This window comes from Variovorax sp. 278MFTsu5.1, assembly GCF_048305045.1.
Lineage (GTDB): Bacteria > Pseudomonadota > Gammaproteobacteria > Burkholderiales > Burkholderiaceae_C > Variovorax > Variovorax guangxiensis.
On the sequence record NZ_CP157622.1, the window covers coordinates 2,329,898 to 2,352,909 of the forward strand.

Annotated in this window: 24 protein-coding genes; 5 read left to right on the top strand and 19 right to left on the bottom strand. The window is 68.9% G+C overall.

The annotated features are described in order from the left end of the window. Positions 1-10: 10 nt before the first annotated feature. A complete protein-coding gene (locus ABL844_RS10460; protein WP_126024127.1) occupies positions 11-1,081 on the top strand; it encodes an ABC transporter ATP-binding protein in 1,071 nt (356 codons plus the stop codon). Between the two features lie 12 nt (positions 1,082-1,093). Here the strand turns inward: ABL844_RS10460 and ABL844_RS10465 are convergent, their stop codons facing one another. Beyond that, positions 1,094-2,131, bottom strand: coding sequence for an endonuclease/exonuclease/phosphatase family protein (locus ABL844_RS10465; RefSeq protein ID WP_418131200.1), 1,038 nt, complete (start codon positions 2,129-2,131; stop codon positions 1,094-1,096). A 143-nt stretch (positions 2,132-2,274) separates the two neighbouring features. Beyond that, positions 2,275-4,041, bottom strand: a complete 1,767-nt coding sequence (locus ABL844_RS10470; RefSeq protein WP_418131201.1) for a DEAD/DEAH box helicase — start codon at positions 4,039-4,041, stop codon at positions 2,275-2,277. A gap of 301 nt (positions 4,042-4,342) precedes the next feature. Between ABL844_RS10470 and ettA the strand changes: the two genes are divergently transcribed. Further along, positions 4,343-6,004, top strand: a complete 1,662-nt coding sequence (ettA, locus tag ABL844_RS10475; protein WP_126024130.1) for an energy-dependent translational throttle protein EttA — start codon at positions 4,343-4,345, stop codon at positions 6,002-6,004. 106 nt (positions 6,005-6,110) lie between these two features. On the opposite strand, the gene ABL844_RS10480 is transcribed toward ettA, so the two are convergent. The 5 genes from ABL844_RS10480 to ABL844_RS10500 are packed head-to-tail and all read right to left on the bottom strand — an operon-like array spanning position 6,111 to position 11,240. Continuing rightward, positions 6,111-6,566, bottom strand: coding sequence for a carboxymuconolactone decarboxylase family protein (locus ABL844_RS10480; RefSeq protein ID WP_418131202.1), 456 nt, complete (start codon positions 6,564-6,566; stop codon positions 6,111-6,113). After that, positions 6,493-6,981 (bottom strand): MerR family transcriptional regulator, encoded by a 489-nt coding sequence (locus tag ABL844_RS10485; RefSeq protein ID WP_418131203.1) that lies wholly within the window; start codon positions 6,979-6,981, stop codon positions 6,493-6,495. The genes ABL844_RS10480 and ABL844_RS10485 overlap by 74 nt, the downstream gene beginning before the upstream one ends. A 29-nt stretch (positions 6,982-7,010) precedes the next feature. Further along, positions 7,011-8,813, bottom strand: coding sequence for an aminodeoxychorismate synthase component I (gene pabB / locus ABL844_RS10490; RefSeq protein WP_418131204.1), 1,803 nt, complete (start codon positions 8,811-8,813; stop codon positions 7,011-7,013). Then, a complete protein-coding gene (locus tag ABL844_RS10495) occupies positions 8,803-10,191 on the bottom strand; it encodes a TAXI family TRAP transporter solute-binding subunit (protein WP_418131205.1) in 1,389 nt (462 codons plus the stop codon). The genes pabB and ABL844_RS10495 overlap by 11 nt, the downstream gene beginning before the upstream one ends. Before the next feature lie 17 nt (positions 10,192-10,208). After that, positions 10,209-11,240, bottom strand: a complete 1,032-nt coding sequence (locus ABL844_RS10500; RefSeq protein WP_418131206.1) for a P1 family peptidase — start codon at positions 11,238-11,240, stop codon at positions 10,209-10,211. A 41-nt stretch (positions 11,241-11,281) separates the two neighbouring features. Between ABL844_RS10500 and ABL844_RS10505 the strand changes: the two genes are divergently transcribed. Then, positions 11,282-12,622, top strand: a complete 1,341-nt coding sequence (locus ABL844_RS10505) for an NAD(P)/FAD-dependent oxidoreductase (RefSeq protein ID WP_418131207.1) — start codon at positions 11,282-11,284, stop codon at positions 12,620-12,622. A 281-nt stretch (positions 12,623-12,903) separates the two neighbouring features. Beyond that, a complete protein-coding gene (locus tag ABL844_RS10510; RefSeq protein WP_418125240.1) occupies positions 12,904-13,395 on the top strand; it encodes a hypothetical protein in 492 nt (163 codons plus the stop codon). Positions 13,396-13,410: 15 nt separating this feature from the next. On the opposite strand, the gene ABL844_RS10515 is transcribed toward ABL844_RS10510, so the two are convergent. Next, a complete protein-coding gene (locus ABL844_RS10515) occupies positions 13,411-14,307 on the bottom strand; it encodes a LysR family transcriptional regulator (protein ID WP_418125241.1) in 897 nt (298 codons plus the stop codon). A gap of 107 nt (positions 14,308-14,414) precedes the next feature. On the opposite strand from ABL844_RS10515, the gene ABL844_RS10520 reads away from it, so the two are divergent. After that, the gene (locus ABL844_RS10520; RefSeq protein WP_418131208.1) at positions 14,415-15,308 is read left to right on the top strand and encodes an isocitrate lyase/PEP mutase family protein; all 894 of its coding nucleotides are present in this window, start codon (positions 14,415-14,417) and stop codon (positions 15,306-15,308) included. Here the strand turns inward: ABL844_RS10520 and ABL844_RS10525 are convergent. The 11 genes from ABL844_RS10525 to ABL844_RS10575 form a co-directional block, all read right to left on the bottom strand. After that, positions 15,277-15,567, bottom strand: a complete 291-nt coding sequence (locus ABL844_RS10525; RefSeq protein WP_418131209.1) for a copper-binding protein — start codon at positions 15,565-15,567, stop codon at positions 15,277-15,279. The two genes, ABL844_RS10520 and ABL844_RS10525, sit on opposite strands and share 32 nt — an antisense overlap. Before the next feature lie 40 nt (positions 15,568-15,607). Next, positions 15,608-16,063 (bottom strand): DUF411 domain-containing protein, encoded by a 456-nt coding sequence (locus ABL844_RS10530; protein WP_418131210.1) that lies wholly within the window; start codon positions 16,061-16,063, stop codon positions 15,608-15,610. A 10-nt stretch (positions 16,064-16,073) separates the two neighbouring features. After that, on the bottom strand, positions 16,074-16,601 hold the full coding sequence (locus ABL844_RS10535) for a cupredoxin domain-containing protein (protein ID WP_418131211.1): 528 nt from the start codon (positions 16,599-16,601) through the stop codon (positions 16,074-16,076). 40 nt (positions 16,602-16,641) lie between these two features. Then, complete coding sequence (locus ABL844_RS10540; protein WP_418131212.1) at positions 16,642-18,030, bottom strand: multicopper oxidase family protein; 1,389 nt, start codon at positions 18,028-18,030, stop codon at positions 16,642-16,644. Position 18,031: 1 nt separating this feature from the next. Continuing rightward, positions 18,032-19,540, bottom strand: a complete 1,509-nt coding sequence (locus ABL844_RS10545; RefSeq protein WP_184636172.1) for a TolC family protein — start codon at positions 19,538-19,540, stop codon at positions 18,032-18,034. Between the two features lie 80 nt (positions 19,541-19,620). Next, the gene (locus ABL844_RS10550) at positions 19,621-20,052 is read right to left on the bottom strand and encodes a hypothetical protein (RefSeq protein WP_418131213.1); all 432 of its coding nucleotides are present in this window, start codon (positions 20,050-20,052) and stop codon (positions 19,621-19,623) included. Between the two features lie 36 nt (positions 20,053-20,088). Beyond that, entirely contained in the window at positions 20,089-20,370 is a 282-nt protein-coding gene (locus ABL844_RS10555; protein ID WP_184636176.1) for a hypothetical protein, read from the bottom strand. Next, positions 20,367-21,359: a glycerophosphodiester phosphodiesterase gene (locus ABL844_RS10560; protein WP_184636178.1), complete on the bottom strand. Its 993-nt coding sequence runs from the start codon at positions 21,357-21,359 to the stop codon at positions 20,367-20,369. Before ABL844_RS10560 ends, ABL844_RS10555 begins: the two co-directional genes overlap by 4 nt. Continuing rightward, positions 21,356-21,937 (bottom strand): DUF1439 domain-containing protein, encoded by a 582-nt coding sequence (locus ABL844_RS10565; protein WP_184636180.1) that lies wholly within the window; start codon positions 21,935-21,937, stop codon positions 21,356-21,358. Before ABL844_RS10565 ends, ABL844_RS10560 begins: the two co-directional genes overlap by 4 nt. Next, positions 21,934-22,479 carry a GNAT family N-acetyltransferase gene (locus tag ABL844_RS10570; protein ID WP_184636182.1) on the bottom strand — a complete coding sequence of 182 codons (546 nt, stop codon included), beginning with the start codon at positions 22,477-22,479 and terminating at the stop codon, positions 21,934-21,936. Before ABL844_RS10570 ends, ABL844_RS10565 begins: the two co-directional genes overlap by 4 nt. A gap of 28 nt (positions 22,480-22,507) precedes the next feature. Then, positions 22,508-22,999: an AAA family ATPase gene (locus tag ABL844_RS10575; protein WP_418131214.1), complete on the bottom strand. Its 492-nt coding sequence runs from the start codon at positions 22,997-22,999 to the stop codon at positions 22,508-22,510. Positions 23,000-23,012: the final 13 nt, after the last annotated feature.

Below are 23,012 nucleotides of genomic sequence, written 5' to 3' on the forward strand. Positions count from 1 at the left end.
AAACGAAAAAATGGCATCCGTATCCTTTCGCAATATCCAGAAATCCTTCGGCAAGGTCCAGATCATCAAGGGCCTGGGCTTCGACATCACCGACGGCGAGTTCGTCGTGCTGGTCGGCCCCTCGGGCTGCGGCAAGTCGACGCTGCTTCGCATGCTCGCGGGCCTGGAGGACATCAGCGGCGGCGAGATCGTCATCGACGGCCGCGTGGTCAACGATCTCGAGTCCAAGGACCGCGACATCGCGATGGTGTTCCAGAGCTACGCGCTCTATCCGCACATGACGGTGGGCGAGAACATGGGCTTCAGCCTGCGGCTGCGCAACGCCGACAAGTCGGTAACCGACGAGCGCGTGGCCAAGGCCGCGAAGATCCTCAACCTCGACGCGCTGCTGGGCCGCTATCCGCGCGAACTCTCGGGCGGCCAGCGCCAGCGCGTGGCCATGGGCCGCGCCATCGTGCGCGACCCGAAGGTGTTTCTCTTCGATGAGCCGCTGTCGAACCTCGACGCCAAGCTGCGCGTGGCGATGCGCGCCGAGATCAAGGCGCTGCACCAGAGGCTGAAGACCACCACCGTCTACGTGACGCACGACCAGATCGAGGCCATGACCATGGCCGACCGCATCGTCGTGATGCACGACGGCATCATCGAGCAGATCGGCACGCCGCTGGAGCTGTACGACCGCCCCGACAACCTCTTCGTCGCGCAGTTCATCGGTTCGCCCTCGATGAACGTCATCGAGGGCACGGTGCGGCGCTCGGGCGGGGAATGCTGGGTCGAGTCGCAGGGTGCGCGCTGGCCGGTTCCGGCCGCGACCGCGGTGCCCGACGGCCAGCCGGTGCACTACGGCATCCGCCCCGGCGACATGACGCTGGGCGGCGGCTCGCACGGCGTGGAAGCCAGGGTCGTCGTCGTGGAGCCTACCGGCGCCGAGACCGAACTGCTGGTGCAGGTCGGCGAGGCCAGGCTGGTGCTCGCGGTGCACGGCCGGGTCGATGCCGGGCCCGACGACATCGTGCGGCTCGCCATCGAGTCGGAGAACGTGCACCTGTTCGATCGGCAGACCGGCCGCCGCATGGGCTGAGCCCGATCGTGGCTACGTGCGCAGCCGCAGCAGGGCGCGCACGAAGCCGTGGTCCGAGCGCGAGCGGTCGCGCCCTTCGTGCAGGTGGTCGTTGAAGTAGTCGACGCGCCGCACGTCGCCCAGGCTGTGCCGGCTGGTGGCGACGAATTCCTCGCTCACGAAGATCTGGTCGAGCACGTCCGGGTAGCCCTGGTGGATGTGCGAATAGGCCACGTCCTTCTTGAGTGCCGACTCGCCCTGCATCTCGTAGGCGTTGAAGAGGGCCACGTCGCGCGCCGCCTTGTCGTAGGCCACCTCGGAGGTGGCGGCCACGAGCTGGGTGGTCACGCTGTGCGGGTTGTCGTTGAAGTCGCCCATCACCACCAGCGGCACGTTGGTGCCCTGCAGCAGGTCGATCACGATGCAGCGCAGGGCGGCGGCCTCGGCGCCGCGCATCAGCAGCGAGCGCAGCGAAGCCATCACGCCCACCTTGCGGTCGTCGCGGTCTTCCAGCGGGTTGCCCTGCGCGTCCTGCAGGAACTTGGGGCGCTTGGACTTCAGGTGCACCGTAAGTACGTGCACCTGCTGGCCGTGCTTCATGCGAACCGTGGCGAGCAGGGGAGGCCGCTCGAAGCGCGTGTGCGGACCGAGCCCAGGCACATCGACGCCGAAGCCGGGCGGAAAGTCGACGAAGGAGCGGACCTCGTCCACCTTCAGCCGCGTCGCGATGCCCACGCGCGGCGTGCCCTGTGCGCCCGGTCGCGCGAGCGTACCCTCGGGGCTGCCGGGCGGCGGCGTGTTCTCCGCGCCGGGCACCGAGATGAAGTCGTAGCGCAGGCCGCTGCGCGCGATGCAGGCCTTCAGCGCCGATTCGTCCCACACCTCCTGCACCGCCAGCACGTCGGCATTGAGCGCATGGAAACGCTCGCCGGTCCAATCGATCTTCCGCTCGTACTCGCGCTCGGTGTAGGCGTCCTGGTTCTCGTAGTACACGCGGTTCGGGGCCGCGAGATTGAGGACGTTGCAGGTGGCTACGAAGAGGGTGGCGTAGTTGGGCGGGATGTATTGCATGGCGTGACGATTGTGTCTTGAGTCGTCGTCCGGCCGCCCTGTGCCGCGGCGCAGGAAAACCCCATGAAAAAAGGGCACCCGGCGGTGTGCCGGATGCCCTCTTCCGATTCCTGGCGGTAGCAGGCTGGCGCTACCGGCGGATCTCAGCGGCCGAACGAACGGCCACCGCCGCCGCCGGAGCGGTTGCCACCGCCGTAGCCGCCACCGCCACCCGAGCGACGGCCACCACCGCCGCCACCGTAGCCACCGCCGCCCGAGCGGCCGCCGCGACCGCGGCCGCCCATGTGGTCGACGCTGGTGCGCAGCGGATCGGGCTGGCCGGCGCCGCCTCCGACCGATTCGGCGCGCAGGTGCGCGACCTGGTTGGCCTGCGTCGGGCTGTGGCTGTTGCCGTGATGGCGCGGCTGGCGCTCCTCGTGCGGAGCGTGATGGTGATGCTGCGGAGCGCGTGCCGGACCCTGCGGGTTGCGCGGCTGCTGTTGCGGACGCGCGCCCTGGCCGCGCGGGCCCTGGCCTTGTCCTTGACCCTGGCCGCCGCCATTGGCATTGCGGCCCTGGCCGTTGCCACCCTGGCCGCCGCCACGGCGCTGGCCGCCGCCACCGCCGTTGCCGCCACCCTGGCCAGCCTTGTTCTCGCGGATGCGCTGCAGCATCTCGGTGCGCGCGGCCTTGGCGGCCGCCTGCATGACTTCGCGGCTCGGCGGACGGCCGGCGCCGCCCCAGATGGTCTGGCGGCCCATGGCGATGGGCTCGGCGCGCTCGCCTTCCTCGGGGCCGAAGCCCTCGATGACCTGCACGGGAATCGTCTGCTTGGTGAAGCGCTCGATCTCCTGCATGAAGCCTTCCTCGTCCAGGCACACGAAGCTCACGGCCTCGCCGCTGGAGCCGGCGCGGCCCGTGCGGCCGATGCGGTGCACGTAGTCTTCGCTGACGTTCGGGATCTCGTAGTTCACGACGTGCGGCAGCTCGTCGATGTCGATGCCGCGCGCGGCGATGTCGGTGGCAACCAGCGCGCGCAACTCGCCGCTCTTGAAGCCGGCCAGCGCCTGCGTGCGTGCACTCTGGCTCTTGTTGCCGTGCAGCGCCATCGCCTCGATGCCGTTCTTGGTGAGGAATTCGGCCACGCTGTTGGCGCCGAACTTGGTGCGCGTGAACACCAGCACCTGGCTCCACTTGTTCTCGTTGATGATGTGCGCGAGCAGCGCCTTCTTCTTGCCGCGGCCCACGGGGTGGATCACCTGGGTGATGCGCTGCACCGTGGTGTTGCGCGGCGTGACCTGGATGCTCTGCGGGTTGCGCAGCAGGGTGGCGGCCAGGTCGCGGATCTCGTCGCTGAAGGTGGCCGAGAACAGCAGGCTCTGCTTTTCCTTGGGCACCAGCGCCAGAACCTTCTTCACGTCGTGGATGAAGCCCATGTCGAGCATGCGGTCGGCTTCGTCGAGGATCAGCATCTGGACCTGGCCCAGGTCGAGCATGCCCTGCTGCTGCAGGTCGAGCAGGCGGCCGGGGGTGGCCACGAGGATGTCGACGCCGCTCTTGAGCTTGCTGATCTGCGGGTTCATGCCCACGCCGCCGAAGATCACGGTGGAGCTCAGCTGCAGGTACTTGCCGTAGGTGCGCACAGATTCCTCGACCTGAGCGGCGAGTTCGCGGGTGGGGGTCAGCACCAGGGCGCGGATGCCGGTGCCGCCGAACTTGTTGGTGGCGCTGCGGCTCATGGTGAGCTTGTGCAGCATCGGCAGCGTGAAGGCGGCGGTCTTGCCGGTGCCGGTCTGGGCGCCGCCGAGCAGGTCGTGGCCCTCGAGGACGGCGGGGATGGCTTGCGCCTGGATGGGGGTGGGGGTGTCGTAACCGTGCTCGTGCACAGCCTTCAAGATGGCGGGAGCCAGCTTCAGTTCGTCAAAAGTCATTGAAAACAATAAGCGCCATACACGGCGCAGTGGCATCGGCCCGCTTGGCGTCTTGTTGACGCCGAGCCAGTCAAGGCAGATGAGGGTCAGGGGTGGGAGCCGGAAAGTCCGCCCTCGCAAAAGGGTTGAAATGGAGCTTTCTTCGTCCCCGGCAGAGAGCCGGTGTTGCGGGCAACTGGACCCGGCAACGGAGCCTATTGTCGCATGAGTCGATAATCGGTGGTTTGCCGCGCCCGAATGGCTCCATTCCGGCGGCCGCGCATTCCCTCGAATCCCGCTACCCAAGGTAACAAAACCACACATGGCTCAATACGTCTATTCGATGAACCGTGTCAGCAAGACCGTGCCGCCCAAGCGGCAGATCTTGAAAGACATTTCGCTGTCCTTCTTCCCCGGCGCCAAGATCGGCGTGCTCGGCCTGAACGGCTCGGGCAAGTCCACGCTGCTCAAGATCATGGCGGGCGTCGACAAGGAAATCGAGGGCGAGGCGCTGCCCATGCCCGGCCTGACCATCGGGTACCTGGAGCAGGAGCCCAAGCTCAACCCCGAGCACACGGTGCGCGAATCGGTCGAGGAATCGATGGGCGCCGTCAACGCCGCCAAGAAGCGCCTGGAAGAGGTCTACGAGCTGTACGCAGCCGAAGACGCCGACTTCGACGCGCTTGCGGCCGAGCAGGCCGAGCTCGAAGCCATCATCGCCACCGCCGGCACCGACTCCGAGCACCAGCTCGAGATCGCCGCCGACGCGCTGCGCCTGCCGGCCTGGGACGCCAAGATCGGCGTGCTCTCGGGCGGTGAAAAGCGCCGCGTGGCGCTGTGCCGCCTGCTGTTGAGCAAGCCCGACATGCTGCTGCTCGACGAACCGACCAACCACCTTGACGCCGAATCGGTCGAATGGCTCGAAGTGTTCCTGCAGCGCTTCCCCGGCACCGTGGTGGCCATCACCCACGACCGCTACTTCCTCGACAACGCCGCCGAGTGGATCCTCGAACTGGACCGCGGCCGCGGCATTCCATGGAAGGGCAACTACAGCACCTGGCTCGAGCAGAAGGGCGAGCGCCTGGCGCAGGAGCAGAAGAGCGAGGAAGCCCATGCCAAGGCCCTGAAGAAGGAACTCGAGTGGTCGCGCCAGAACCCGAAGGCGCGCCAGGCCAAGAGCAAGTCGCGCCTGGCCCGCTTCGAGGAGCTGAGCGACGTCGAATACCAGAAGCGCAACGAAACGCAGGAAATCTTCATTCCCGTGGCCGACCGCCTGGGCAGCCAGGTGTTCGAGTTCAAGAACGTCAGCAAGTCCTTCGGCGACCGCATGCTGATCGACAACCTGAGCTTCAACGTGCCGGCCGGCGCCATCGTCGGCATCATCGGCCCGAACGGCGCCGGCAAGTCGACGCTGTTCAAGCTGCTGGCGGGCAAGGAGAAGCCGGATTCGGGCGAGGTCACCATCGGCCAGACCGTGAAGATGGCCTTCGTCGACCAGGCGCGCGACGCTCTGGCCGACCAGAAGACCGTGTGGGAAGACATCTCGGGCGGGCTCGACATCATCAACGTCGGCAAGTTCCAGATGGCCAGCCGCGCCTACGCGGGCCGCTTCAACTTCAACGGCGCCGACCAGCAGAAGAAGGTCGGCACGCTGTCGGGCGGTGAACGCGGCCGCCTGCACCTGGCCAAGACGCTGATCGCGGGCGGCAACGTGCTGCTGCTGGACGAACCGTCGAACGACCTCGACGTGGAAACCCTGCGCGCGCTGGAAGACGCGCTGCTCGAGTTCGCCGGCACGGTCATGGTGATCAGCCACGACCGCTGGTTCCTCGACCGCATCGCCACGCACATCCTCGCGGCCGAAGGCGACAGCCAGTGGACCTTCTTCGATGGCAACTACCAGGAGTACGAAGCCGACAAGAAGAAGCGCCTGGGCGAAGAGGGCGCCAAGCCCAAGCGCATGCGCTACAAAGCCCTGAAATAAGGCTCGCCCCCAGGCTGCGCGCACTTCGTGTCGCTACGCCAACCCCCTTCCGGGGGCAACACCTGCGGCCCGGCAAAGCCGGTTCCGCGGTGTTCCTCGAATGGGCTCAGATCGCTTCGGCAAGAGCGCGCGGTTCCGCAAGGGGCCGCGCGCTTTTTTCATCCTCCGCCGCGAACACGTCGCGCGCCGCGAAGAGGCCGTTGAGTGCCGCCGGAAAGCCCGCGTACACCGCCATCTGCATGATGACCTCGACCACCTCGTCGCGCGTCACGCCCACGTTCAGCGCGGCCTGGATGTGCACCTTCAGCTGCGGTGTGGCATTGCCCATGGCTGTGAGCGCGGCCACCGTCGCGATCTCGCGGGAGCGCAGGTCGAGGCCGGGGCGCGAGTAGATGTCGCCGAAGGGAAACTCGATCACCAGGCGGCCGAAGTCCGGCGCGATACCGGCCAGGCTCTCGACCACCTTGACGCCGCCTTCGCCATCGATCTCACGAAGCTTGGCCAGGCCACGCGCGTAGCGCTGGCTGTCGCCTTGGCCCAGGTTCTGTTGTGTGTTCGTCATTGCTCGTCTTTCCTTCCCGGGCCTTGCCCGACAGAGGGGGACGCTTCTTCGTCTTCTCGACCTCGCGGTAATGGTCGATCTTGAGCGACAGCGCCTGCATGGATTGCTGCAGCGCCGCCACCTTGGCCTGAACCTCGGCGAGATGCCGTTCGAGCATCTCGCGCCGTTCGCCGACGCTGGCGTCCCCCAGGCTTCGAAGCCTGACGAAGGCCTGCATGCCCTGGATGGACATGCCGGTCTCGCGCAGGCGCAACAGGAAATCCAGCAAGTCCATGTCGGCGCTCGCATAGCGCCGCTGACCGCCCGGTGCACGCGGCACTGCCGCGATGAGCCCGATGCGCTCGTAATACCGCAGCGTGTAGGCCGTGAGACCGGTTCGTTCAGCGACTTCCGCGATGGTCAGGCTGGTTTCCATGGCGTCGATTCTCGAAATTGGAGCGCGCTCTAAGTCAAGCGCTTTGTCGAACTATTTTTGAAAAGGGCAAAGTCGGCATCGATCCAGCCGCGCAGGCTGTTGACGAAGGCGAGAGCCTGCACGCGGGGCAGATCGTCCACGCGCACGACCGCTTCGGCAAGCTGGCCGCTGCGCAGGCGATTGGCGCGGCCGATGCCGCCGAGCAGCCCGCAGCGCAGCGGCGGCGTGACCCAGCGGCCGTCCAGCAACAGGGCGATGTTGCCGCGGGTGCATTCGGTGATCTCGCCGTCGCGGTTCCACAGCAGCGTGTCGAACGCGCCGGATTCCGTGGGCGCGAGGGCTTCGTAGTGGGCGCGGCGCGTGGTCTTGAAGCGGGTGAACTCGCTATGGGCCTCGCCGAAAGGGCGCGTGGCAAGCTGCAGGCGCACGCGCGCGGGCGGCGCTTCCATCGCGAAGGCTTCGGCGCGCGGCGTGCCTTGTGCGTCGAGCAGCAGGCGCACACGCCACATGCCCGTGGCGTGCCGGGCCTTCAGATCGTCGAGGCAGGAGGCAACCGACGCCTGGTTCCACGGGCGCTCGAAATGCGCGGCTGCGATCGCCATGCGCGCCAGATGGGCCGGTGCGTCGCGGAGTTCGCCATCCACCAGCGCGAGGGTTTCGAGCAGGTCGAACGGCGGCCCTGATGCCCGGCCCGCCCGGTCCAGAAAGGCCCGCTTGTGCCGCCATTCCTCCCACTCCGCATCGGCCCGGGCATCGGCCGTGATGCCGCTGCCGATGCCGCAGCGCGCCTGCGCGCCGCGCAATGTCACGGTGCGGATCGGCACGTTGAAGATCGCATGGCCGCCGGGCTGCACGACGCCCACCGCGCCGCAGTAAACGCCGCGCGCCTCGGGCTCCAGCTCGCGGATCATGCGCATCGCGCTCACCTTGGGCGCGCCGGTGATGGAGCCGCACGGGAACAGCGCCGCGAACGCGTCGGCCAGCGTCGTGCCTTCGCGCGCGACGGCTTCCACGTCCGACGTCATCTGCCACACGGTAGGCAGCGCCTCGGTGTGGAAGAGGCGTGGCACGCGCACCGAGAAGGGCTTGGCCACGCGCGAGAGGTCGTTGCGGATCAGGTCCACGATCATCACGTTCTCGGCCCGCTCCTTGGGCACGGTGCGAAGCCGCCGGGCCAGCGCCTCGTCCTCGGCGGGCGTGGCGCCGCGCGGGGCCGTGCCCTTCATCGGGCGCGTCAGGATGCGTTCGCCCTGCCAGTCGAAGAAAAGCTCGGGCGACACCGACAGAAGCTGCTCCTCGCCGGCGTCGATGAAGGCGGCATAGCCGTCGGGCTGCGCCTGCCGCAGCGCCATGAACAGGGCCTGCGGCTCGCCGTGGAAGTCGGCGTGCAGCGCGGCGGTGTAGTTGAGCTGGTAGAGCTCGCCGTTGGAGATCGCGCGGTGGATGGCCTGCATGCGGCTGTCGAAGTCCGCGCGAGAGAGACCGAGCTGCCAGTCGACCGATGGCAGAGCATCGTTGCCAATGGGTTCGGGCCACGGCAGGGCTTCGTCGTGCACACCGAACCATGCCAGCGGTCCATCCGCCGCATGCACGGCGAACGCACGGTCGAAGGCCGCGGCCGCCTCGTAGCGCAGATAGCCCACGCACCATCGCCCCTCGCGTGCCAGCGCCTCGACGGCATCGAGCACGGGCCGCACCTCGTCCGCCGTGCGCGCCACCAGCACGCGTGAAGGCTCGCCGAAGCCCAGCCGCAGCCGGCCGGCGCCGCCGAGCGGCTGTGCGAAGTCGATCAGCGTGCGCAATGTCCTGGGCCGGGCCTCGTCAGGTCGCATCGTTCGCGGCGGTCGTCGGGGCCGCTTCGGTCGCGGCGCCCTGCGGCGTCCTGGCCAGCACCCGCTTGCGCACCGCGTAGATGTTGTTGCGCAGCGCATAGAGCTCGTCGGCGTACGACAGAGGCACCGCCACCTTGTTGACCACGCGGTCGAGCTGGTCGAGGTCTTCGAGCAGTTCCTTCTGCTCGCCCTTCTGTGCGTCGACCTTCGCCTCGATGTCGCGCAGCCGCGCATACCAGCGGAACACGCGCCGGCGCACGCGGAACTGGTACAGCGGCGGCACCACGCGGCTCAGCGGCAGCATCAGCACCAGCAGGCCGCCGAGCACCAGCCACATGCGCTCTACGAGGTTGCTGGCCCAGAAGGGCAGGTAGCGCTGCCACACCGGCGGCGTGCCGTTGATGGCGCGGTCGCCCTCGGGGCTCACCGGCAGTTCGCTGGTGCGGGTGTTGGGAAAGTCGCGCGCGCGGTTGAACCAGCCGGCGCCGCTGTGCACCGACTGCGCCGCCTGCGCGAAGAGCTGGCGCAGCGCGGGGTGGGTCTCGTCGCGCGACAGCAGCGAGGTGGTGGCCGCGAGCAGCGACATGTCGTGCGGCGGCATGTCCTTCGACAGGTCGATCATCCCGCGCGGCAGCGTCACGGCCGAGAGGAAGGGAAAGCGCCGCGAGTAGGCGTCGGCTTGCCCGAAGTCCATGAGCTTGATCGAGTCGGAGCGCAGCAGCCTCTGCACCTGCGGCGACTGCGGCGCGGAAGACAGCACGATGGCGTCGAGGATGCCAGCTTCCAGCGCCTCGGCGGCCGAGGCCTGTTCCAGGTTCGACAGCAGCAGGTCGTCGGGCCCGAGCCTGTTGGCCTTGAGCATGCGCTCCATGATGTCCGGCAGCCCGCTGCCGGGCAGGTCGACGTTCACGCGCAGGCCGCGCAGCTGGGCGAGCGAGGTCAGCGTGGCGGTCTTTCGGTCGATCTTCTGGGCCGAGTCGGTGCGGTAGAAGAGCCAGATCGGCTCGTAGAAGAGGCTGCCCAGCGAGGTGAGGCCGGCTTCCTCGTCGGCCTTCGGGTCGGCGCTGCCCCCGCGCACGAAGCCCACGTCGGCGCCGCCGGTGCGCAGCAGCTGCAGGTTCTCGGTCGAGCCCGAGGTGGCCTTGAGCTCCACCTCGATGCCGTTGTGCCTGAGCGCCTCGGCATAGCGCTTGCCGAACTGGGCGTAGGCGCTGCCCGTTGGGCCGGTGGCCAGCGTCACGTGCTTGGGCGGCTGCGGCTGCAGCCACCAGTAGGCCGCGACCAGCAGCCCGATGACGATGAACACGATCGGCCCCGCCGAAGCGATCAGGTCGCGGATCGACAGCAGTATCAGCTTCAGGGTTCTGGGGAACGCCATGGTGATGCCTCCCGTTGTCAGCCGCGCGCCTTGCCGAGATCCGCCGCGCAGGGAATGTGCAGCTCGCCCACCGTCACCGTGCGAGCCGCGTGCACCGCGCGCAGCGTGGCGATGGCGACGGCCTCGGCGGCCATGGTGCTCAGCACCGTCATGCCGGGGGCGTCGCCCTCCAGCGGCACGCGGCCGGTAGCCAGCGCGAACAGCGTGTCGCCGTCGCTCATGGTGTGCACCGGGTTGATGGCGCGTGCCAGGCCGTCGTGCGCCACCGTGGCGAGCCGGTTGGCCTGCACCTTGGTCAGCACCGCGTCGGTGGCGATCACGCCGATGGTGGTGTTGGTGCCCGCGAGCAGCGGCTTGGGGCTCAGGCCGCGCAGCAGCGCGCGGCGGGTGTCGAGCAGCGCATTGCCGTCCTCGGTGCGTGCGCCGGCCACGGGCTGGCCGGTGTCGTGGTCGATCACGTCGCCCAGCGAGTTCACGGCAATCAGCGCGCCCACCGTGACGCCGCCCACCTTGACCGATGCGGTGCCGACGCCGCCCTTCATCGCGCGGTGCACGCCGAAGAGCTTGCCCACCAGCGCGCCGGTGCCGGCGCCCACGTTGCCCTCGGCGGGCGCTGCGGTGCTGGCGGCTTCGCAGGCCGCATAGCCGGCGGCCGCGTCGGGACGGATGCGCGCGTCGCCCATGGGCAGGTCGAACAGCACGGCGGCCGGCACGATGGGCAGGGTGCCGAAGCGCACGTCCATGCCGATGCCGCGTTCCTCCATCCAGCGCATCGCGCCTTCGGCGGACGCCAGGCCCCAGGCGCTGCCGCCCGCGAGCATCACCGCGTGCACCTGCTGCACGAGGTTGCCGGGCGAAAGCAGGTCGGTCTCGCGCGTGCCGGGCGCGGCGCCGCGAACGTCCACGCCGGCCACCGCGCCTTTGCGCGCCATGATCACGGTGCAGCCGGTGGGACGGCGGGTTTCGGTGAAATGGCCGACCTCGATGCCGGCGACGTCGGTGATGGCACCGGCGGAATGGGAGAGGAGGGAGGAAGACGGTGCTGACATGGCGGCCGATTATGAGACCGCACCCTCTACGATCGCCCTCCATGACGGTTGCAAGAAGTTTCTCTTCCCCCGGTGGGGTTCGCCACGTGGTGGTGATCGGCGCGGGCGCGGTCGGCAGCGCCACCGCCATCGAGGCGCTGCGCGCGGGCCTGCGCGTGACGGTGCTGGAGCCCGGCGAGCCGGGAGGCCAGCACGCCACCAGCTACGGCAATGCCGGCTGGCTCTCGTCGCACTCGGTGGTGCCGCCCGCGCTGCCGGGCGCTTGGCTCAAGGTGCCGGGCTGGCTGGCCGATCCGCTCGGCCCGCTGGCCCTGCGCTGGCGCTACCTGCCGCGTGCCTTGCCGTGGCTGCTGCGCTACCTGGCCTCGGGCTGGACCGAGGCGCGCGTGCAGCGCACGGCCGACGCGCTTCGCACGCTGCTGGCCGATGCGCCTGCGCTGCATGCGCGGCTGGCAGCCGAAGCCGGCGTGCCCCAGCTCATCGAGCAGCGCGGGCTGCTGCATGCCTATCGCTCGCGCGCCGAGTTCGACGGCGACGTGCTGGGCTGGCGCGTGCGCAGCCGAACCGGCGTCCGGTGGGAGGAATGGCCGCAGGACGAACTCCGCCGCCGCGAGCCCGACCTGGATGCGCGATACACGCTCGGCATCTTCGTGCCCGAGGCCGGCCACTGCCGCGACCCGGGCCGCTACGTGGCTGCGCTGGCACGGCATGCGCTCGACGCGGGCGCCGAGCGCATTGCGGCTCGCGCGACTGGTTTCCGCATCGAGGGCGGCCGGCTGCGAGCCGTGCTCACCGATACCGGCGAGATCGCCTGCGACGCTGCCGCCATCTGCGCCGGTGCCCGCTCTGGCCCGCTGGCGGCAGCGGCCGGCTCGGCGGTGCCTCTGGAATCGGAGCGCGGCTACCACGTGGTCGTCGAAGACGCCAAGGCCGGCCCGCGCACGCCGACCATGGTGGCCGACGGCAAGCTCATCGCGCACTGGATGGACGGCGGCCTGCGCGCGGCCGGGCAGGTGGAGATCGCGGGCCTCGAAGCCGCGCCGGACTGGCGCCGCGCCGAGATCCTGCACGCGCATCTGCAATCGATGTTTCCCTCGCTTGCACGGCCCGCATCGGGAGCGGTCACCGTGAAGCACTGGCTGGGGCATCGCCCGAGCCTGCCCGATGGCTTGCCCTGCATCGGGCCGGCTGCCGCGACGCCCGACATCGTGCTGGCCTTCGGCCATGGGCACGTCGGCCTGTGTGGCTCGGCGCGCACCGGGCGGCTGGCGGCGCAGTTGCTCGCGGGTACCGATCCGGAGATTCCGCTGGCGCCCTTCGACCCGGCGCGCTTCCGGACGCTGGTGCCCAACTCGGCCTGCTTCAACGCAAAGGCAGTCTGATGTCGAGCCGATCCGCTTGGCCCCTGCGACGTATCGCATGCGCAGGCCGAACCCTGACGCGCCGCGGTGGGTGACCTCGCAGGACTTGAGCGCAGTCCTCTTTCGGCATCGACAGGGAGGCACTTCTACTTGTTTTCAGGGATGGGCTCGAAACGAACCTCAGCCTAGGATTGCGCCCGATCCACTGCGGATGGTTATTCGCCGATTCGGTCCCGAATACTCCACTGATCAGTGTCAGCAATCGACAATTTTTCAACCAGCCGATCAGAGAGGATGCTGAGATGGTCGATTCAGTCGTCTACGTCCCCAACAAAGAAAAGAACAACACGGCTGCAGTATGGAGGCAGTCTGGTTCCGCCAGCCACATCAAGAACGGAGAGCACGCCGAGATACAGGCATACAAGAAAGCGCCGACCGACGCGACGGTGTACATGTTCATTCAGGACGCGGCGCCGTGCGACAAGACGTGCGACCCCCACTTTCGAACGGAATCGCGCGATGGGAACAAGTCCTTCATCTTTTGCGTAACCAGAGGGGGATACGCGGTCACCCTCGATCTGGCGAATGGCGACAAGATCGCTCCCCTGCACCTGGTTGGAACGAACCGTCAAAACGAAGCGACCATGACCAAGATCGCAAAGGATGGCGGGTTCATGCTGCCGGAAGGGCATCTTCCTGCAGTCATTTACTTCCACCGGGGCTTGGTGTTTCTGGACGTCAAGCCAATCGGCTTTCCAGCCCATCCACTGCTGTTTTCCGGGTACGGCGGATGACATTTCCGGCGTTGGCTAGAGCTCGGCGTTCTCCAGTTCGGCCAAGAGGGCGCGCGTCGCACGGCTGAGAAACGCCGAGCGGCGCACCACGCACGCCACGGGCACGCGCACGTCCAGATCGTCGATGCGGATCAGCGCGAGGCTGCCCCGCGCGACTTCTTCCGCGATGCCGCTTGCCTGCAGGAAGGCGAGGCCGAATCCCGCCTCCACCAGCCGCTTCTGCGCCGTGAGGCTGTCGACCGCACTCCAGTCGATGCGCTCCACGCCCCGCACGAGGAACTGCGAAAAGATCGCCTCCGCATGCGGCTCGGTGCGCCGGGGCGGCTGCGGAAAGGCCAGCCACCGCTCCTTCGAGAGCCGCACCAGCGACTTCAGACGCCTGCCCGCCAGCGGATGCGACGGCGCGCAGGCCACCACCAGCTGCTCGTTGTGGATGACCTTGCACAGCAGGTCCGGCGATGGATCTTCGTAGTAGCGCAACCCCACTGCCACGTCGCTCGCGCGCACCTTCTCGCTGACCTCGGCGCTGGTGGCCGTCTGCAGGCGGATGTCGAGGCCGGGCAGCGAGGTCCGCAGCTTCGCGAGCACCGCCGCGAGGCCTGAGCTCGCCAGAGTGCCGACGGCGGCGATGTGCACCGTTCCCGCCGCGTCGGATTTCGCGGCCTGCACGGCGGCCATCGCGTCGCCCAGCGCTGCAGCGACCTTCTCCGCATGCGGCAGCAGCGCCTCGCCCGCCTGGCTCAGCCGCAGCCCCCGGCCCACGCGCTCGAAGAGCGGGGCGTCGAGCTCCTCTTCAAGCAGCGCCAGGCGGCGGCTGATGGCCGACTGCGTGCGCGAGAGGGCGGTCGCGGCGGCTGACACGCCGCCTTGGCGGTGGACCGTCAGGAATGTGGCGAGGGCTTCCGAGTCCATGTGGCGAATCCATGCAAAGAATCGATGGGTTGAAGAAATATTATGCGTTTGACGCGCGCCACAGCGGCCGCGACGATCGGGCCTTCATCGATCAAGCCGGAGCTGGAATGGACCCGAAGACACGCCTGGCGCGCGGCCGCGCCTTTCTCGAGCTGCACTGCGCGAATCGCGGATTCGTCATGCCCAACGCCTGGGACCCGGGCAGCGCGGTGCTGCTCGCGGCGGAGGGCTTCGAGGCGATAGGCACCACCAGCGCGGGCATCGCGTTCTCGCTGGGCAGGCCCGACTACAACGTGAGGGACTCGCGGCTCGCGGTAGGGCGCGAGGAGATGCTGGAAGTGGTCGGGAAGATCGCCGCAGCGGTCTCCATCCCCGTCAATGCCGATCTGGAAGCGGGCTACGGCGACGCGCCCGAAGATGTGGCCGACACGGTTCGCATGGCGATGGATGCAGGTGCGGCGGGCGGCAATATCGAGGACACCGATGCCGCGCACGGACGCCTTTTCGACGAGCAACTGGCCGTGGCCCGCATCGCGGCCGCCCGAGCCGCCATCGATGCGGCCGGCGGCAGCTTCGTGCTGAACGCGCGCACCGACGCGTTCCAGTTTCCAGGCAACGGCGCGCTGCGCATCGCGATCCAGCGCGCCAACCGCTTCATCGAGGCCGGCGCGGACTGCGTGTTCGTGCCCGGCGTCACCGATCCGTCGCTGGTGTCGACGCTGGCGCGCGAGATCGCGGGCCCGCTCAACATCGTGATGGGGCTGAACGAGGCGGGCGCCAGCGCCTTCAGCCTGATCGAGGCCGGCGCCAGGCGCATCAGCGTGGGCGGCTCGATCGCGCGCTCGGCCATGGCGCTCGTGCGGCGCAGCGCGCAGGAGCTGCGCACGCTGGGAACGGTCTCCTACGCGAGCAGCCAGATCCCGCAGCGCGAGCTGAACGCGGTGTTCGAAGCCGCGCTGCGGGCCGGGCTCAGTTCGCCGGAGCTATCCACAGCACGGTGAGCGCGCCGTCGACCTTGTCGGCGGTGAACTGCACCTTGTCGCCCGGCTTCACCTTGCCGAGCAGCGCGGGGTCGCTCACGCGGAACACCATCGTCATGCCCGTCATCTCGAGGTTGGGAATGTCGCCGTGCTTCAGCGTGATCTTCTTCGCGTCGAGGTCGATCTTGCGCACCTCGCCCTCCACGGAGGGCAGGGCAGCCTGGGCGAAAGCCGCGGCGGCGAGCAGTGTGGCGGCGAGGGCAGTGAACAGTTTCTTCATGATGAGTTTGCTTTCCTTGTCTGGGTGGTTCGGGGTCGATTCAGCGATAGCTCTGGAAGACGCGCGTGCTGCCATCGGCCAGCACCAGCAGCACGTCGTAGGGATCGCGCTGGTCGCCGTAGGCCGGGCCGTCCATGCCTGGGGAGCCGACCGGCATGCCGGGCACCGCGAGGCCGATGGCCTTGGGCTTTTCCTTCAGCAGCCGCTGAACCTCGCGTGCGGGCACGTGGCCTTCGATGGCGTAGCCGCCGACGAGGCCCGTGTGGCAGGAGCTCAGCTTGGCGGGCACGCCCAGCCGGTTGCGCGCGGCCGTGTTGCCTTCGTCGTGCACGCGGGTGGCGAAGCCGTTCCTGTTGAGATGCTTCACCCAGTCCTGGCAACAGCCGCAGTTCGGGTCTTTCCAGATCTCGACCATCGGCGCGGCGGCCAGCGCTTTGGTCGCGGCGAAAGGCATGGCGGTGGAAGCCAACGCCAGCAACACGCGTCTTCTCTTCATGGGGTCTCCTTCAGGATTTGTGGCCGCCCATGGCGGCAGGCAGCACGCGGACGCGGCCCGCCATGCCGAGCTCGTAGTGGTCTTTCACGAGGCAGGCGAAGTCGAAGTCGCCGGCGCGGTTGAAGGTCCAGACCATGCTGCCGGTCTTGCCGGCGGGCACGTGGACCATCCATGGATCGTCGTGCTCCATGTCCGGAAACTTCTTCATCATGGCCGCGTGGGCCTCGATCTCGGAGGTGGTGCCGAGCACCAGCTCGTGCAGCTCCTTGCCGCGGTTCTTCAAGCGCAGGCGGACGGTGTCGCCCTCGCGCACCTCGATGATCGAGGGCGTGAAGCTCATGTCGTCGGCCATCGCGATGTCGATGGTGCGCTTCACCGCGCTGCTCTTGCCGGCGATGCCCCAGGGCTTCTGCTCGGGCGCGAGTTCGGCGGCGCCCTTCGGCCTGGGTTTGTTGTGGGCCTCGTGCGCGAACGGGGCGCTGGCGAGTGCCGCGAGCGCAAGGCCCGCGACGATGGACTTGAGTTGTGTCTTTTTCATGAGGTGAGCTCCGTGAGAAAGAAGGACGAAAGAGCAGAGGTCAGTGGTTGTGCGCGTCGTGCCCCGAGGGCTTGCGCACGGTCGCGTCGGGCTTGGCGCCCGTCGGCGAGGCCGGGGCTTCCTTGCGGGTCGCCGGCGGCACGTTCGCGTCTTTCACCTCGCGCGCGACGGTGCCCGGCGGGTGCCTGAACCAGCCCGGGTCGCGGTAATCGCCGGGTTTCTGGTCGCGCCGCACCTTCAGCAGCGTGAACATGCCGCCCATCTCGGCCGAGCCGAAGGGGCCGGTGCCGGTCATCATCGGCACGGTGTTTTCGGGAATGGGCATCTCCATCTCGCCCATGTCCGCCATGCCCTTGTCGCCCATCACCATGTAGTCAGGGACGAGCTTTTTTATCTTCTCGGCCACGCCCTTGTGGTCGACGCCGATCATGGTGGGCACGTCGTGGCCCATCGGGCCCATGGTGTGGTGCGACTTGTGGCAGTGCATGGCCCAGTCGCCTTCCTCGTCGGCGATGAACTCCAGCTGCCGCATCTGGCCCACCGCCACGTCCACCGACACCTCGGGCCAGCGCGCGGTGCGCGGCACGGGGCCGCCGTCGGTGCCGGTCACCTCGAACTCGTGGCCGTGGATGTGAATCGGGTGGTTGGTCATCGTCAGGTTGCCCACGCGGATGCGCACGCGGTCGCCACGGCGCACGTTGAGCGTGTCGATGCCCGGGAACACGCGGCTGTTGAAGCTCCAGATGTTGAAGTCGGTCATGGTGTTGACCTTGGGCGTGGCGCTGCCGGGCTCCACGTCGAAGCTGCCGAGCAGGAAGCAGAAGTCGCGCTGCACCGGCTCGATCAGCGGATGGCTTTCCTTCGGGTGCGTGACCCAGAAGCCCATCATCCCCATCGCCATCTGCACCATCTCGTCGGCGTGCGGGTGGTACATGAAGGTGCCGGGCCGGCGCGCGGTGAACTCGTAGACGAAGGTCTTGCCCGGCGGAATGTGCGGCTGCGTGATGCCGCCCACGCCGTCCATGCCGTTGGGCAGGCGCTGGCCGTGCCAGTGCACGGTGGTGTGCTCGGGCAGCCTGTTGGTGACGAAGATGCGCACGCGGTCGCCTTCCACCACCTCGATGGTCGGGCCGGGCGACTGGCCGTTGTAGCCCCACATGTTGACCTTGAAGCCCGGCGCCATCTCGCGCACCACCGGCTCGGCGACGAGGTGGAACTCCTTGACGCCCGCGTTCATGCGCCAGGGCAGCGTCCAGCCGTTGAGCGTGACGACAGGGTTGTAAGGGCGGCCGTTGGGCGGCGAGAGCGGTGGCGCGGTGGCGGTGGAGCCCTGCGACACCGGCTCGGGCAGCGCGGCCATGGACACGCGGCTCACGCTGGTGGCGGCGACGGCCGTGGCCGCGCCCGCGAAGAAGTTGCGGCGGTTCATGTCAGTGCCCTCCCGTTGCCGGCGCTTCGGCGGCCGAAGCGGTCTGCAGCGCGGACATTCCACCGGGCGAGCTGCCCGTGAGCACCAGCTGCAGGTCGGTGTCGGCGATCCAGAAATCGCGCTGCGCCTCGATGCCCGCGTTCACCGCGAGCATGCTGGCGCGCGTCTCGCCCAGCAGTTCCCACACGCTGGCGAGCATGCCGTTGTAGCGCAGCACCATTTCCTCGTTGACCTTCCTGCGCAGCGGCAGCACCTCGTCGCGGTAGCGGCGGGCGAGCGCGTACGCCGTGTTCCAGCCTTGCCATGCCTCGCGTGCCTCGCTCGCGGCGAGCACGCCCACGTCGCGCACGCGGGCGGCCGACTGCAGGTACTGCGCCTCGGCGCGGCCGTTACGGGACTGGCCCCAGTCGAAGATGGGAATCGGCAGCTCCAGGTCGAAGCCGCGCTGGGTCTTCTTCGTGCGGTCGGCGTCGTTGTCGAAGGTGGTGTTGCGCACCACGCCGATCTCCAGCGCGTTGATGACGCTGGTGGCGTGCGTGAGGCCGAGCGAGCCGGCCACAGCGTTGTTCTGCGCCTGTGCAGAGCGCACGTCCAGGCGGTCGCGCAGCGCCCGCGCCTGCACGTCGCCGAGTTCCGGCGCGGCCTTCGGCAGCGGCGGCAGGCGGTCGGGCAGGGTGTAGCTCGCGGCGCGTTCGCCACCCAGGCCCATCAGGCGCGTGAGCTGCTCGCGCGAGGCGACGGCGGCCTGCTCGGCGCGCGCCAGCTGCGCTGCGGCATCGGCCAGCAGAAGCTGCTCGCGCGTGCGCTGCAGCGCGCTCCAGTTGCCGACCTGGGCCATGCGGTGAGCGAGCTCGGCGCCGGCTTCGGCGGCTTCCTTCGCGTCGCGCAGATAGGTCACGCCCTGTTGTGCGGCCACTGCGCGAACCCAGGCGCGGCGCGTGTCGGCCGCGAGCATCAGCACGCTCTGTGCGGCCTGCAGCTTGGCGGCCTCGTGCCGCTGGCCGGCCCACCGGGCCTGCCATGGCAGCGTGACGAGGCCCAGCACGTTGAAGCTGAGCATCCGTTCGAACTCGCGCTCGCTGCCTTGCGCCAGGCGACTGAAGGAGAGCACCGGGTTCGGCAGGCTCGCGGCCTGCACGCGGTCGGCATCGCTGAGCTGCAGGGTCGCGAAGGCGTCCTGCACGCGCGGGCCGTTGATGAGCGCGATGCGCACCGCGGACTCGACGTCCAGCGGCTTGGCCAGCAGCGCATCGACGCTCTTCTGCGAAGCCTCGTCGGGCGTACGCTGGGCGGTCGTGCCCGCCATGAGCGGATTGGTACCGACAAGCGCCTGCACGTCGGCGCTGCCGCCGTCGGGCGAGAGGCTGGCGCAGCCGGCGAGCACCAGCGCGGCGGCCAGCGCTGCGCCGGTCCTGATGGTTCTGATGGATGGGAGCCGGGGCGGGCGCGCTTCGCTACGCCTGCGATGGCCGCGGGTGCCGGCAGCCTGCCGGCGAATGAGGGAATTCACTTTCGATCTCCATGAGCAATACGACGGACGCCGCGAGCCGGAACAACGGGCTCACTGCGGACGGACTACGGGCAGGGAGATCAGGAAATGGGCGGCTTCAGGCCCTGGACGGGCTCCGCGCTGACGAAGCGGGCCGCGTGGGCCGCGGGCGACGCCTGGGGCGCGCCGTGAACGATGGCGACAACAGGCATGCCGCCGAGCGCCACCGTGTGGCAGACCTGGCAGGCGACACAGGTGCCGCAGCCTTGGTGGTCGTTGTGGTTGGTGGTGTTGCTGCCGCCGTCGTCATGGCTGCTGCCGTGGGCGGACATGTCCATGGCCATCGCCATGTCGCCGCCTGCATCGGCATCCATCGCCTCGTGGCAATGGGCTTCGGCCGCTGCTGAGGCCACGGTAGCGGCCTCCATGGCCGCCTGCAGCGAATGCCGCACCATCTCGACCGCCATGGCATCGCCCAGCCAGCCGCGGATGGGCAGCAGGACGATCATGATGGCGAGCAGCAGGGTGCGCATGGGGCGGGATGATAAACCGGCGGATCGGCACGCCGGTCAAGACACCAGTTGGCCGCGGGCCTTGTCGACCCACACCTGCAGGTTGTCGAGCAGGTCCTTCTGGCTGAACGAGCAGCTTTCCTCGCTGAAGAACGCGCTCGACTCCAGCCGGTCGAGCAGGCCGAGCAGCACCTCGCCGTAGCGCGGGGGCAGGGCGCCCAGCAGTTCGGTACTGGCGCGGGCCTCGTCCGACAGCGTGGTGACGGAGCCGCCTTCGTTGTTGCGCAAGGCCGCGACGCGCGCGGCGATGGCGTCGAGCTGCTGCAGCGCGGCGCTCACGATGCGTTCTTTCCGGGCGGCGGCAGCGAGAGGCCGCGTTCGCGCATCAGGTCGCGCAGGATGTCGGGGTAGTCGGTGATGATGCCGTCGGCGCCCCAGTCCATCAGCCGCTGCATGTCGGCGCGCTGGTTCACCGTCCAGGGAAGCACCTTCAGGCCGAGCTTGTGGGCCTCGCGAATGACCTCGGGCGTGAGGTCGGCGAAGGCCGGCGACCAGATCACCGGCCCCGGCGCGTTGGCCGACGCGGCCCTGACCATCTGCGGCACCGAGGCGAAGCTGGCCGCGTCGAGGCCGTCGGTCCAGCGCTTGTCCTTCAGCGTGCGGGCCGTGGTGAGATAGGCGCGCGGCAGCTGCGGCGCGAGCTTGCCCACCAGCGTGAGCGTGCGCCAGTCGAAGCTCTGGATGGTCACGCGGTTCGCCATGTTCGCCTTGTCGATCTCGGCGAGCAGCGCGCGCACCATCGGCTCGGGCGCGGCGGTTTCGTCGGGCTTCGACGGGTCGATCTTGGTCTCGATGTTGAAGCGCACCGTGGCGGCATCCGCGCCGCGAGCCTGCACTTGCGCGAAGAGCGAGGCCAGCGTGGGAATGCGCTCGCCGTCGCGCGGAGCCTGCAGCGCGAACAGCTTGCCGTAGTTGCTTGCCGGGTTGATGCGCCCCACGTCGTAGGTCTGCAGCTGTGCCAGCGTGAGCGTGCGGATGGGCGCGCCGCTCTTCGGCGCGAGCCATGCGCCGCTCGCGTCGCGCGTGTGGTCGGGGTTGAGCGAGGTGTCGTGCGAGATCACGACCACGCCATCGGCCGTGAGCCCGATGTCCAGCTCCAGCGTGGTCACGCCCATGTCGACTGCGTTGGAGAACGCGGCCAGCGTGTTCTCGGGCGCCAGTCCGCGTCCGCCGCGATGGGCTTCGAGGTCGAAATGCTGCCTGGCCGTGGGCATGATGGCCGAGCAGCCGGCCAGGAGCAGCGCCGAGGCCAGGAGGGTGTATTTCATTTGAGCTGTACCTTGATGCCGTTGTCCTGCACGGTGATGTCGCCGATCTCGTAGGTCTTGCGTCCCACGGTGAGCTCGTCGGCCGTGAAGCTGCGCAGCACCTGCCCCTGCAGCAGCTCCTGCGCGACCACCGCGCCCACCTTCTGCAGCCGCTCCGCGTCGCGGCCCTCGATGCCCTGCAGCTCCAGGCGCTCGGCCTTGGGCTGGTCCAGCCGCAGCGCGCGCGCCGTGGCGTCGTACCGCAGGGCGCTGCTGACCGACACCACGCCCTGCACCGGCGAAGCCGCCAGCAGCGGGCTCGCGATGGTCAGCGTGGCGGTGATGGCGGCGCGATTGGCCTTCGAATCCAGGCCCAGCTGCGGATCGCGCAGGCCGACCATGAAGATCTCGGCATAGCGCTCTGCCACCGGAAAGCGCTTGGCGATCTGCGTCTGCAGCTCGTCGCGGCTGGCGGTGTATTCGCTCGTGAAGAAGTTGAAACCGGCCAGCGCCGCGAAGGGCGCCTGCAGCGCCGTGGCGCCTAGCAGCGCGCGCAGCACCCGGCGGCGGGAGTTGGGGGGCGGGTTGCGGTGGTTCATAGGGCTCCGAGCTTGCCACAGGCGGGAAGTTTCCCGGTGTCGGGCGGCGCGCCGATGGCCTGTACCTGCAACTCGTAGCGGGCGAAGGCCCGTTCGCCCTTGTGGATCACGCTGTGTAGTGAAAAACCGAAGCGCTCGTATAGCGAGCGCAGCGGCGTCCGGTCGGCCACGCAGTCGAGCCGCAGCCACGGTCGGCCCAGTTGCGCCGTGCGTTCGCGCGCGAACTCCAGCAGCCGCACCGAAACGCCATGCCCCGCCCAGGCCCGGCTCACCGCGAGCTTGTGCACGTAGAGCGCGCTGCCGCTTTCCATCTCGGGCCAGAAGCCCGGGTCCTCGAGGTCGATCCGCACCACGCCGGCCACGTCGGCGCCTGCGCGGGCGATGAAGTAGCCGCCGGCATCGGTGTCGCGCTGCACGCGCTCCAGGCCGACGTCGGCAGCCGACCACAGCGGCCGGCCCTCGGCGGCGATCCATTGGGCGGCTTCGTTCAGCACGGCGGCGACTGTGGCGGCCTCGTCGGGCCTGGCTTGTTCGATCTGCATCGGGGGCAGAGCATAGCGGTGCGAGACCTCAGCCATGCCGGACGACGTCGAAGCCTTCCTCCGGCGACGGCGGGGCGAAGTGGCTGCCGATCAGGTCGAACTGCGCGTCCGTCGTCTCGAAGGGATGCGTGCCGCTCGCGTTGCGCGCGCGCAGGCGGGCCTTGCAGACCTCGTCGGGCACGTCGAGAAAGTGCAGCGCGTGCGCCGCGCCGGCGGCCTCGAAGATGCCGCGCATCCACTGGCGGCTGGCCACCGTGTTGGCGGGAAAGTCGAGCACCACCGAAACGCCCGCGCCGAGCAGCGCCACCACATGCTCCGCCATCGCCTTCTTCAGCCGGCCCGCGCGGCGCGCATAGTCGGGCAGTTCGTGGATCTCGCCGGGGTACAGCGCGGCCAGCCATGTGTCCTCGCTGATCAGCACCGTGGCGGGCGCCTCGGCGAGTTGCCGCGTGAGCGTGGACTTGCCGGCGCCGATCTTGCCGCAGACCATGTGGAGCACGGGGCGGGGGAGTGGTGTCATTTCGATCTCCTGG

Coding starts and splice junctions, on each gene's coding strand:
- ABL844_RS10460 (WP_126024127.1), top strand. CDS start 11: ATGGCATCCGTATCCTTTCGCAATATCCAGAAATCCTTCGGCAAGGTC.
- ABL844_RS10465 (WP_418131200.1), bottom strand. CDS start 2,131: ATGCAATACATCCCGCCCAACTACGCCACCCTCTTCGTAGCCACCTGC.
- ABL844_RS10470 (WP_418131201.1), bottom strand. CDS start 4,041: ATGACTTTTGACGAACTGAAGCTGGCTCCCGCCATCTTGAAGGCTGTG.
- ettA (WP_126024130.1), top strand. CDS start 4,343: ATGGCTCAATACGTCTATTCGATGAACCGTGTCAGCAAGACCGTGCCG.
- ABL844_RS10480 (WP_418131202.1), bottom strand. CDS start 6,566: ATGACGAACACACAACAGAACCTGGGCCAAGGCGACAGCCAGCGCTAC.
- ABL844_RS10485 (WP_418131203.1), bottom strand. CDS start 6,981: ATGGAAACCAGCCTGACCATCGCGGAAGTCGCTGAACGAACCGGTCTC.
- pabB (WP_418131204.1), bottom strand. CDS start 8,813: ATGCGACCTGACGAGGCCCGGCCCAGGACATTGCGCACGCTGATCGAC.
- ABL844_RS10495 (WP_418131205.1), bottom strand. CDS start 10,191: ATGGCGTTCCCCAGAACCCTGAAGCTGATACTGCTGTCGATCCGCGAC.
- ABL844_RS10500 (WP_418131206.1), bottom strand. CDS start 11,240: ATGTCAGCACCGTCTTCCTCCCTCCTCTCCCATTCCGCCGGTGCCATC.
- ABL844_RS10505 (WP_418131207.1), top strand. CDS start 11,282: ATGACGGTTGCAAGAAGTTTCTCTTCCCCCGGTGGGGTTCGCCACGTG.
- ABL844_RS10510 (WP_418125240.1), top strand. CDS start 12,904: ATGGTCGATTCAGTCGTCTACGTCCCCAACAAAGAAAAGAACAACACG.
- ABL844_RS10515 (WP_418125241.1), bottom strand. CDS start 14,307: ATGGACTCGGAAGCCCTCGCCACATTCCTGACGGTCCACCGCCAAGGC.
- ABL844_RS10520 (WP_418131208.1), top strand. CDS start 14,415: ATGGACCCGAAGACACGCCTGGCGCGCGGCCGCGCCTTTCTCGAGCTG.
- ABL844_RS10525 (WP_418131209.1), bottom strand. CDS start 15,567: ATGAAGAAACTGTTCACTGCCCTCGCCGCCACACTGCTCGCCGCCGCG.
- ABL844_RS10530 (WP_418131210.1), bottom strand. CDS start 16,063: ATGAAGAGAAGACGCGTGTTGCTGGCGTTGGCTTCCACCGCCATGCCT.
- ABL844_RS10535 (WP_418131211.1), bottom strand. CDS start 16,601: ATGAAAAAGACACAACTCAAGTCCATCGTCGCGGGCCTTGCGCTCGCG.
- ABL844_RS10540 (WP_418131212.1), bottom strand. CDS start 18,030: ATGAACCGCCGCAACTTCTTCGCGGGCGCGGCCACGGCCGTCGCCGCC.
- ABL844_RS10550 (WP_418131213.1), bottom strand. CDS start 20,052: ATGCGCACCCTGCTGCTCGCCATCATGATCGTCCTGCTGCCCATCCGC.
- ABL844_RS10560 (WP_184636178.1), bottom strand. CDS start 21,359: ATGAAATACACCCTCCTGGCCTCGGCGCTGCTCCTGGCCGGCTGCTCG.
- ABL844_RS10565 (WP_184636180.1), bottom strand. CDS start 21,937: ATGAACCACCGCAACCCGCCCCCCAACTCCCGCCGCCGGGTGCTGCGC.
- ABL844_RS10570 (WP_184636182.1), bottom strand. CDS start 22,479: ATGCAGATCGAACAAGCCAGGCCCGACGAGGCCGCCACAGTCGCCGCC.
- ABL844_RS10575 (WP_418131214.1), bottom strand. CDS start 22,999: ATGACACCACTCCCCCGCCCCGTGCTCCACATGGTCTGCGGCAAGATC.